Here is a 9180-nt window from a genome sequence, read left to right as displayed (position 1 = left end):
GATGGGCTGAAAAATTTTTGAGCGCAAAATATTATTTCAAAATGTTATGCAACTAACTATAATTCCAGCCCTCATAAAGGCAATGGAAACACAGCAGTCATTCTTGATCCATTCCTCCAGGGAATGAAAGAAGCAGGAGCAGATATTAGTCTCCATTATACTGATGATCTTATCATCAGTGCTTGTCGTGGGGATTTAAGGTGTATGACTCATACGCCAGGAACCTGTATCCATGATGATGATATGAGATGGCTTTTCCCAAAGATGGAAGACGCAGATATATGGGTGCTAGCTTCTCCTCTGTACTGCGATGGGGTAACCGGCCCTATGAAAACGCTTATGGATAGAATGGTTCCTTTGTTACAGTTATTCGTTGAATTACGGGAAGATAGATGCAGACATCCTCTATGGACTCCAAAAGAGCGAATGATAGTACTTGTATCCAATTGCGGATTTTGGGAGAACGAAAGTTTTGATCCGGTCATTGCTCAAACTAAGGCATTTGCAAAAAATGTTCATGCAGAATATGCTGGTTCCATAATCCGGCCCCATGGTCCAACCCTGAAGGCGATGATTCAAAAAGGATTGCCGGTTCAGGATGTGCTTGATTCTATAAGGGATGCAGGGTTCCAATTAATTGATAAGGGATATATGGATGAATGCACACTCAATGCAATTAGTCGCCCCCTTAAAACCCGGGATGCTTTCCTCAAGGATGCAAATGAGATAATCCAAAATATCATTGACCATGCCATGATTCATTCCGAGTCTCTTTAATGAGTAATTAAGATTGGAAAAAATTTTTTGCGAAAAGAGTATGTTTATTATCTTGTTGAATGGAGATATCAAATGAAAGATATAATATCATTATCAAAAGAAAATGCCATAGAATATCAAATTATTTACTCTAGGCGTAATAGAATTTAATACAACAAACATAAAGAGGAGCGAACCCAGTAAAATGACTTCAGGGATTGCCCTACTCAGACATTATCACATTTTTTAAAAGATTTACCAATTAAAACCTCCGGATCACACCAGTTACATGATAAACCTGGTGATCACCCCATGTATTTTTTCCGGAGGGAGCGAATAAAACTGGACAAAAGGTGGTGATGCCTTTTTCATGAGGCCAAACAGGTTCCAGATCATCCTATCACTTATGATATTCTCAATCCCGTAAAAGATTGTCTTCTCAAATATACCCCTTTCACGAAGTAACAATTCAATATCAATAATTTCCATGTACCCTGCTTCGATGGAAAAAGCGGACAGACCTTCCGCAAGACCTTCCTCATAATCAGATACTACTCCAAATGGATATCCCTTAATCCTGATGGAGACCAGAATATTCTGTTTATATATAATATTATTCTGGAAGAAGATCTGCCCGATATACGGGGATACTGTCCGGATATCGGAAGTAAAATAGAGAGCCGCTCCGGATATTTTACAACTGTTTCTATAGAGCTCATGATACTTATCTATAAACTCCTCGTAAGGAAGAGGTTTAAAAGCAGAACGAAGTTTTTGCTGACCTTTGATAAAGATAACAATAATGATTAAAGGAATTGATGCAAGCAAAAACGACCAGTACGCTCCATGAGGTATTTTTGTCAAACATGACAGGAAAAAGGTCAGGTTTATACCAAGGAGCAAAAACATCGTCCCTATCCGGAGTGCATCTTTTTTCAGAATAAAGATTAAAAGGAGCATAAAGGCTGAAATGGACATATCTCCAGCGACTGCAAGCCCGTATGCTGCACCAAGATTATCTGACGTTTGAAACGTAGCCATTACAATCAGAACAGCAACAAGTAAAACCCAGTTTACCGTGTCAATATAAATCTGGGACCGTAACGCTGAAGAGGTATACGAGATCTTCATCTTCGGGATAATCCGGGTCGTCATTGCCTGATAGACGATTGAAAACATCCCGCTTATCATCGCCTGCGATGCAATAATGGTTGCACAGATACTAAGGAGGAGAAAAGGAACATAGAGGATCCCAATCTCTGAAGATACCATTGAAAAGAGGACTGTTCCCATTGACCCATACTGCAGAACAAATGCACCCTGACCAAGATAACTCAGCATCAGAGCAGGAAAAACCACGTACCATCCCTTGATTATTGGTTCACGGCCAAGATGACCCATATCAGCATAAAGTGCCTCACCCCCCGTAACACAGAGAACAATAGAAGAGAGAACAATAAAAGAAGAAATACCATGTTCCAGTAGAAACCCAATTGCATAATGGGGACTTAAAGCAAAAAGGATCTGTGGTGCTCCTGCTATCCCGATAAGACCAGTAATTGAAAGTGCAACAAACCAGATTACCATTACCGGACCAAATGCCCAAGAGATACTATCAGTACCTTTTTTCTGGCAAAAAAATAGACAAACTGCAATTAACGCTGCGATAAAAAGCAGAATAAAACCCTCTATCTCCTCAAGTCCGGGAACAAGTCTGAGTCCTTCTACCGCCGATAGAATACTAATGGCAGGGGTAATAACTCCATCACCCATAAAAAGACAGACACCAACTATCGCAAGTAAAGAAATGAAAGATGCGATTGAATTATTCTTTAATAGTGAAATCAACATCTCTTTCAGTACTATAGTTCCACCTTCACCCTTAGAACCGACATTCATCGCAATCCAGACATATTGGACGGTAATAACAAGGAAAAGGCTCCAGAAAATGAGCGAGATAACTCCAAGTATATTTTCTTCTGATGGATGTAAAAAAAGAAGGATAATTCCGACTGTGTAAATTGGACTGGTTCCGATATCCCCAAAAACAAGTCCTAATGATTTTATGACTTTGGATTCGGCCAGAGAAGAGAACATAACTTATCGGTTTTACAAATATACGATAAATTGCTTCTGGTTCGAATTTTTATTCATCCCTGGAAGTTATCAAAAAATATCAGAGTTAAATCCCCCACGTATTGAAATCACCTGTAAGAGATTATCGGTTGGGCAGGGAGTTGTTTTTTTCAGGGAACCGGTTTCGTAAACGTGAAAAAAATTGTGATTATACCACTTTATCTCCTGGATTTCCGAATTTTTTGCTTTGTTCATGCTGCTCATCCATGAGGACTCCCGGATATGGAGGGGAACGGATGTTTTCATTTTTCATCGCATCCCATGCTCGTTGGTGAAGATCTGACTGGTATTCAAACTCATAACGGTGATCAGTAACATAGGCCTTTGCCCGTATCCGGTGATAAAATGGAAATGACTGAATTAGAACGGTATAGGGAAATTCATCACTAATAATTACATACGGCGAACTTGCAATAGTCTCTCTGACCAGTATTTGTGCTCTGGAATAATCAGAGGTGTTGTCAATAAAAAGATCGGTAACAACCATCATTGCTGTTTTACCAAAATTTCCACTGGAAACTGTTCCGGAAAAGATCTGGTAATTGGGAATTGTTACCACATCATCAGAAGGAGTTACAAGTCTCGTGGTCCGAAGACCAATGTCAGTTACTTCCCCGTAGTATTCACCAAAAGAGATTTTATCACCGATCTGGTAAGGTTTTTCAACAATAATGATTATGCCCCCGATAATATTGGAAAATAAATCCTTCAGACCATACCCCATGGCAGCTCCAAATAATCCAAAAAACGCAATCATTTCAGCATATGACGGATCAAGGATTGCGGTTAAAGCAAACCAGGAGGCAATACAATAAAACCCAATTTTTACCAGGGGTATCAGCATCTTTATAGTTACCCTGTCTTTAGAGAATAATTCTGAAAATTGTTGAAGAATATGCCCTACAACGAAGGCCAGGATAAAGGTAAAGAGATAAAGGAGGATGATATACAAAAGAAGGGATGTATAATCACCTGAAATCGGATCTGCAATAACGCCTGAAACACCGCCAGGATAACTATCATTCATTCCCATATCATCCTCCGCTGGGTCAGATATGAAACGACCGGAGCAAAACCTTCTGCTGTGATTTTCCAGGTATCTTCATCTCTCATGAGAAGTCCTGCTGAAGACAGCCGGTACAAAGAAGAATTTAATACTGCTTTGTCATGAATTGATTGATTAAGGCGTGAATATACCGGGTTTTCATACATGAGAATCAAGGTAAGAATAAAATTATCGATTGCAGATAATTCCGGAACTGTAAGGGATTTAGGAAGAAGAGAGAACCGGATTTCGTTCTCATTTTTTGCATTTTGAAAGATCTGATATCCAATTCCGGGTTCACCAAGTGACAACCGGAAAATTTCCCGGAATATGAGTTCTTCAGGGAGAATTTTTTTGTCAGCTAATAACGGAACATATGATGCATACCGACGTCTGATGGTAAGATAAGGAATAGAAAATGTTAGATTTAAAGATTCGATATCCACATCAACGTCCTTTCTGACTAATTCAAGAGTGTTATCAAGTTCTATATCTATTGTAAAACGAATCTGCTCGCTTTCACCGGTGAGAAGATATTCCTGCAGATCAGATAAAGAAAGAAACGGAAGTGGAATTACTATGGGAAACCAGCGTTCGATGTGAAGAAAACCACTGAGAAAATTCCAGGAGTACTGGTTCCAGGTTGTGATAACCTGCCTTGAGTTCGTAACTAATTGCGATAAAAAAGACCTTAAAAGATCAAATCCATGGGGACGCCTTTCAAAGAGGTACTGGCATTCCTGACAAATATAAACTGCATCTTCTTCAAAAAGGGTATTAAGATCGCCCCGACCGATATTTTTTTTGGAAAAGTCAATGGTTCTTACCATTACTGAAATTTCACGGGAAATACTCTCCGCAGTATTATTCCGGGAATATGCAGTAGGACTAATGATTGCTATCTTTGGAGGAGTTCGTAAATCCCCTGGTTTTCGAATATGCGTTAAAATTTCACAAATTTGTGACTGGTACAGGGGAATGTCATTTCCAAGGTAACATTCAGACAGAGTATTTTTTCCGTTCACACCATTAAATATTGTAACCATCCCCGGGTACAAATTACGTCAGAACGATTATTTAGTCTTCAGGTAATTTAAGGTTAATCTCAAATTATTACAAAGAATTATGGTAGACCCGGAGCATAACGTGGATTATCAAGGTACCATTTCGTTATAGTTTCAGTGTGATGAATTATATCACTACTTCCCTTAAGACCGATATTTCCAATAAATATTACAGGATATCCAATATTGTGTGTGTGAAACTGTTTTTTATATGTTGTAAAAAGTTCCCTGTTCTCTTTACTATATGCAAGATTATATTCGTTAATCTGTATGTTCTTGTGCTTTTTTTCAAAACCATTCAGGAATTCACGAGCTTCATTGCAGGAATAACATCCGGATGAATAAAAAAAATGAATTGAAAGGGGAGGCTCAGATAATGACGAGAGTTTTTCCAGAGAACCGGGAATTTGTTCTCCATTAATTTCAGAACCGTCCTTAAAAATCATAGACGCAGATCCAATTTGTGAGGGTAATAAAAATCCCATAACAAAGAGTATACCATAGAGACATGACCTTTTGGTAAAAAATTTGAATACTTTTAAAAAATTCATGAATTCCAGATATTATTCACCTATGTATATATAATCAGTTTGCATGCGACCATAAAGAAAAACACAAAAATCACAAAAAAAGTCAGAAAATTACTGGTGAAAAATACCCCTTTTAAGGAAACTTTTTATTGTTCTCTCTCAGATGTTGGTTACAAAGGAGAATACTCATGAAGACCAGTAATACCCATTATTTATCTGGATTTTTAGCCATACTCATATTATTAGGATTATGTGCTGCGATATTTCCCGTCAGTGCAACAATTTTTATTTCAGATGGAACAGAAATCGAAGAAACAGAACTCTTTTCCCTGATGGATGAACCGGTATCAGATGAAATCCCGCGGGTATTGTTTTTTTACGATCCTGATTGTGGTGCCTGTGAACCGGTACATGAGTTTTTAGACACGTTTCTGGAGGATAATCCAGACACAATCCTTGAATCAATAAATATTGCAGATGGATCTGAAGAGATGGATAGATTCACTGCAATGAAAAATGAATTTAACCGGGAAAAAGTCTTTATTCCGGTAATTTACATAGGGCCTGTTGCTTTTGAGGGAACAGAGGATATCATGACGTATTTTGAAGATGTGTATGCATGGTACATGAATAATTTTTGATTCCGGTAAAGATAATCAAACGTAATCCCTCAATTTTTTAGGTTTTTTTTAGTAATACCAGGGAAATATTCTTTTTTTTTGTAATCGGCATAATCACAAATATGAATCTCCTTCTCATGCTCCAAGGGTATAATTACTAATCTTCATCCTGCTAATCAGGTTATGGTGAACCCTAATGGATACCAGAATTGAACGACTCATCGCACGTGAAATACTAGATTCCAGAGGAAATCCAACGGTTGAAGTTGATGTTTTCCTGAAAAACGGACTATCCGGACGTGCTGCTTGTCCATCCGGTGCTTCAACCGGTATTCATGAAGCAGTAGAGAAACGCGATGGGGATAAAAGATTCATGGGTAAAGGCGTTCAGAATGCTGTTCACGCAGTGAATGAATCCATTGCCCCCAGACTAATCGGCATGGTTGCATCAGACCAGTCAGATATTGATGCTCTTATGATCGATTTGGATGGGACAAAAAATAAGGGAAAATTCGGGGCAAATGCCATTTTAACAGTTTCGATGGCTACAGCACGTGCAGCTGCAGCATCTGAAGGAGTTCTTCTGGCACAATATCTGAACTCCGACTGTTATCTGCTGCCGGTTCCATGCATGAATATTATGAATGGAGGGGCACATGCAAACTGGCAGGGATCTGATTTTCAGGAATACATGATTGCTCCGGTAGGTGCACCGGATTTTCCAGAAGCAATGAGATGGGGCTGTGAAGTATACCATACCCTCAAATCTGTCCTGAAGAAAAAAGGACTCTCAACAGGTGTTGGTGATGAAGGAGGATTTGCTCCGACGGTTCCTTCCAACCATGAACCGGCATCCCTTATTGTCACTGCAATAGAAGAAGCAGGTTATTCTCCAGGAAAAGAGATTGCATTGGTGCTTGATCCGGCTTCCAGTGCATTTTATGAAGAGGAAACTTACATTCTCCGGACAGAGGGTAAAAAACTAAAATCAGGTGAGATGATAGATTATTACCAGGACATGGTCGGGAAATTCCCAATAATTTCCATTGAAGACGCTCTGGCTGAGGATGACTGGAATGGATGGAAAGAACTGACAAAAAAACTGGGAAATAAGATCCAACTTGTCGGTGATGACCTCTTTGTCACCAATCCTGAACGAATCCGGCGGGGTATAGATGAAAAATCTGCAAATGCAGTGCTTATCAAGTTAAACCAGATTGGAACGGTGACAGAGACCATTGAAGCAATCAAGCTTGCACAGAATGTCGGATGGGGCACAATGGTATCTCACCGGAGCGGTGAGACCTGTGATTCCTTCATTGCTGATCTTACCGTTGCTCTTTCATGTGGTCAGATTAAAACCGGAGCACCCTGTAGAGGTGAAAGGGTTGAAAAATACAATCAATTACTTCGTATCGGGGAAGTAATTGGGAAGAAAACTTCATATGCAGGAAAATCCGGGTTTAAATATCATACCTGATTCCCTACACGATTGGCAAAAACCGGGTTTTATCTTAGAAAATTTCTTTTTTTATCTATTAAGAACCTAACAATCAATTTTTCCGGTAATACTGCATCGAGATTCTGTATCAGGTTTTCATGAAAGAGCAGACCTTCATTTCTTGATGAATTGGTCGCATATATAAATGTGATTAATAGGGCGTCCAAAATTTAGTTATTTTTATACTCATAAGAAAAAGAGATCATTGTTTTCTCAGCTATCATGGTGCTGATGTCAGGAAAACACAGGAGAAAAATATCATGAAAAAACTAATTATTTCCGGTCTTCGGACATGTGACCGTAAAAATACCGTATTCACAGAGATAGATAAATACATCCAGGAGATTGGAGGGACGGATGAGATTGTGACAGGAGGACCGGAAGGAGTTGGCCTCTTTGCTAAACAATATGCAGAAGAAAAAGGGATCAAATATACTGAATTTATTCCGGACTGGCAAAGTCACATTAACGCTGCAAGTTTCATCAGGGATGCAAGAATGGCTGAGTACGGAACACACCTGCTAGTTCTTTCGAATGGAATCAGCAAGGAGTCAGTAAATCTTATTTCAGAAGCAAGAAAAAACCGCCTCACCATAAAAACAATCGGCGTCTTTGAAGGACTACAGGTACCTGAATCAGGTTATGCAGGGGCTTATCCCGGATCCTTTTATTGATCAAATCCATCGAAGAGATAGAGAATACCCTCCCATATCACCCTCCACTTTTCTCTTTTTTCCCGTTAGCAAATCCTCTTTTCCAAACCCGGTATTTTCTTACCGGATGTTCATCACCACAGGTGATTTGAATTTTTAAAACATTGAACCTAAAATAATATTATAAAATGATATTCTTAATGTAGTCCTAATACCAAGATTATAGGTGTTGACAAATACAAGATTGGTTGTTCACATGTGACATCGGTGCTGATTGTTACAGCGAATACAGGAGATAACATTATGAAGAAACTTATTGTATCCGGACTCCGGACCTGCGAAAGAAAAGATATTGTCTACAATGAGATTAGCAAATACATTGCTGAACTTGGCGGAGTCGACGAGATTGTAACCGGCGGATCCAAAGGTGTTGACCAGTATTCCAAGGAATATGCTCTTGAACATGGAATCAAACACAAGGAATTTGTTCCTGACTGGCAGAGCCACATTAATGCAGCAAGTTTCATCCGTGACTCTGACATGATAGAATATGGAACTCACCTCCTTGTCCTTTCAAACGGTATGAGCAAAGAATCTGTAAACCTCATCACTGAAGCACGGGCACGAAACATTCAGGTAAAATCTGTTGGAGGAATTGAAGGCCGTGCAGATTCTGAAATGTTCCATGCAACCGGATTTCCAAGTTCCCTTTACTAAATATCCTAACTCAAAAACACCTCTCCCTTAATGAGTATATCAATGATATACTCATATAACCTCTTTTCAACCAGCCTTTTTAATCAAAACCCTTCTTTTCCATGAAAAACCGGATCCATTAAGAGGGTAAAACCCTCAAATCGGATCAGGATCTGGTT

Annotated in this window: 9 protein-coding genes; 5 read left to right on the top strand and 4 right to left on the bottom strand. The window is 39.1% G+C overall.

Translation table 11 applies throughout. The annotated features are described in order from the left end of the window. Nucleotides 1-30 precede the first annotated feature (30 nt). Entirely contained in the window at nt 31-777 is a 747-nt protein-coding gene (locus tag DLD82_RS16770) for a flavodoxin family protein (protein ID WP_342764579.1), read from the top strand. Between the two features lie 264 nt (nt 778-1041). Here the strand turns inward: DLD82_RS16770 and DLD82_RS16765 are convergent, their stop codons facing one another. The 4 genes from DLD82_RS16765 to DLD82_RS16750 form a co-directional block, all read right to left on the bottom strand. Continuing rightward, nucleotides 1042-2853 (bottom strand): KUP/HAK/KT family potassium transporter, encoded by a 1812-nt coding sequence (locus DLD82_RS16765; protein WP_109942284.1) that lies wholly within the window; start codon nt 2851-2853, stop codon nt 1042-1044. A gap of 187 nt (nt 2854-3040) precedes the next feature. Then, complete coding sequence (locus DLD82_RS16760; protein ID WP_109942283.1) at nt 3041-3925, bottom strand: mechanosensitive ion channel family protein; 885 nt, start codon at nt 3923-3925, stop codon at nt 3041-3043. Beyond that, nucleotides 3916-4983 carry a hypothetical protein gene (locus DLD82_RS16755; RefSeq protein WP_109942282.1) on the bottom strand — a complete coding sequence of 356 codons (1068 nt, stop codon included), beginning with the start codon at nt 4981-4983 and terminating at the stop codon, nt 3916-3918. The genes DLD82_RS16760 and DLD82_RS16755 overlap by 10 nt, the downstream gene beginning before the upstream one ends. 77 nt (nt 4984-5060) lie before the next feature. Then, nucleotides 5061-5447, bottom strand: coding sequence for a TlpA family protein disulfide reductase (locus DLD82_RS16750; protein ID WP_146199845.1), 387 nt, complete (start codon nt 5445-5447; stop codon nt 5061-5063). 272 nt (nt 5448-5719) lie between these two features. On the opposite strand from DLD82_RS16750, the gene DLD82_RS16745 reads away from it, so the two are divergent. The 4 genes from DLD82_RS16745 (at nt 5720) to DLD82_RS16730 (ending at nt 9022) form a co-directional block, all read left to right on the top strand. Continuing rightward, complete coding sequence (locus DLD82_RS16745) at nt 5720-6172, top strand: hypothetical protein (RefSeq protein WP_109942280.1); 453 nt, start codon at nt 5720-5722, stop codon at nt 6170-6172. 175 nt (nt 6173-6347) lie between these two features. Beyond that, nucleotides 6348-7631 (top strand): phosphopyruvate hydratase, encoded by a 1284-nt coding sequence (gene eno / locus DLD82_RS16740; protein ID WP_109942279.1) that lies wholly within the window; start codon nt 6348-6350, stop codon nt 7629-7631. A gap of 281 nt (nt 7632-7912) precedes the next feature. Further along, nucleotides 7913-8326 (top strand): DUF2493 domain-containing protein, encoded by a 414-nt coding sequence (locus DLD82_RS16735; RefSeq protein WP_109942278.1) that lies wholly within the window; start codon nt 7913-7915, stop codon nt 8324-8326. Between the two features lie 282 nt (nt 8327-8608). Then, a complete protein-coding gene (locus DLD82_RS16730) occupies nt 8609-9022 on the top strand; it encodes a DUF2493 domain-containing protein (RefSeq protein WP_109942277.1) in 414 nt (137 codons plus the stop codon). The last annotated feature ends 158 nt before the right edge of the window (nt 9023-9180 follow it).

This window comes from Methanospirillum stamsii (genome assembly GCF_003173335.1).
In the GTDB taxonomy this organism is placed as follows: Archaea; Halobacteriota; Methanomicrobia; order Methanomicrobiales; family Methanospirillaceae; genus Methanospirillum; species Methanospirillum stamsii.
Note: the sequence above shows the minus strand (reverse complement) of the source record. Positions and strands in the feature narration are given on the sequence as shown.

What these genes read in the sequence shown, in the direction of transcription:
- DLD82_RS16765 (WP_109942284.1), bottom strand. Translation starts at nt 2,853, where the DNA reads ATGTTCTCTTCTCTGGCCGAATCCAAAGTCATAAAATCATTAGGACTT.
- DLD82_RS16760 (WP_109942283.1), bottom strand. Translation starts at nt 3,925, where the DNA reads ATGGGAATGAATGATAGTTATCCTGGCGGTGTTTCAGGCGTTATTGCA.
- DLD82_RS16755 (WP_109942282.1), bottom strand. Translation starts at nt 4,983, where the DNA reads ATGGTTACAATATTTAATGGTGTGAACGGAAAAAATACTCTGTCTGAA.
- DLD82_RS16750 (WP_146199845.1), bottom strand. Translation starts at nt 5,447, where the DNA reads ATGATTTTTAAGGACGGTTCTGAAATTAATGGAGAACAAATTCCCGGT.
- DLD82_RS16745 (WP_109942280.1), top strand. Translation starts at nt 5,720, where the DNA reads ATGAAGACCAGTAATACCCATTATTTATCTGGATTTTTAGCCATACTC.
- eno (WP_109942279.1), top strand. Translation starts at nt 6,348, where the DNA reads ATGGATACCAGAATTGAACGACTCATCGCACGTGAAATACTAGATTCC.
- DLD82_RS16735 (WP_109942278.1), top strand. Translation starts at nt 7,913, where the DNA reads ATGAAAAAACTAATTATTTCCGGTCTTCGGACATGTGACCGTAAAAAT.
- DLD82_RS16730 (WP_109942277.1), top strand. Translation starts at nt 8,609, where the DNA reads ATGAAGAAACTTATTGTATCCGGACTCCGGACCTGCGAAAGAAAAGAT.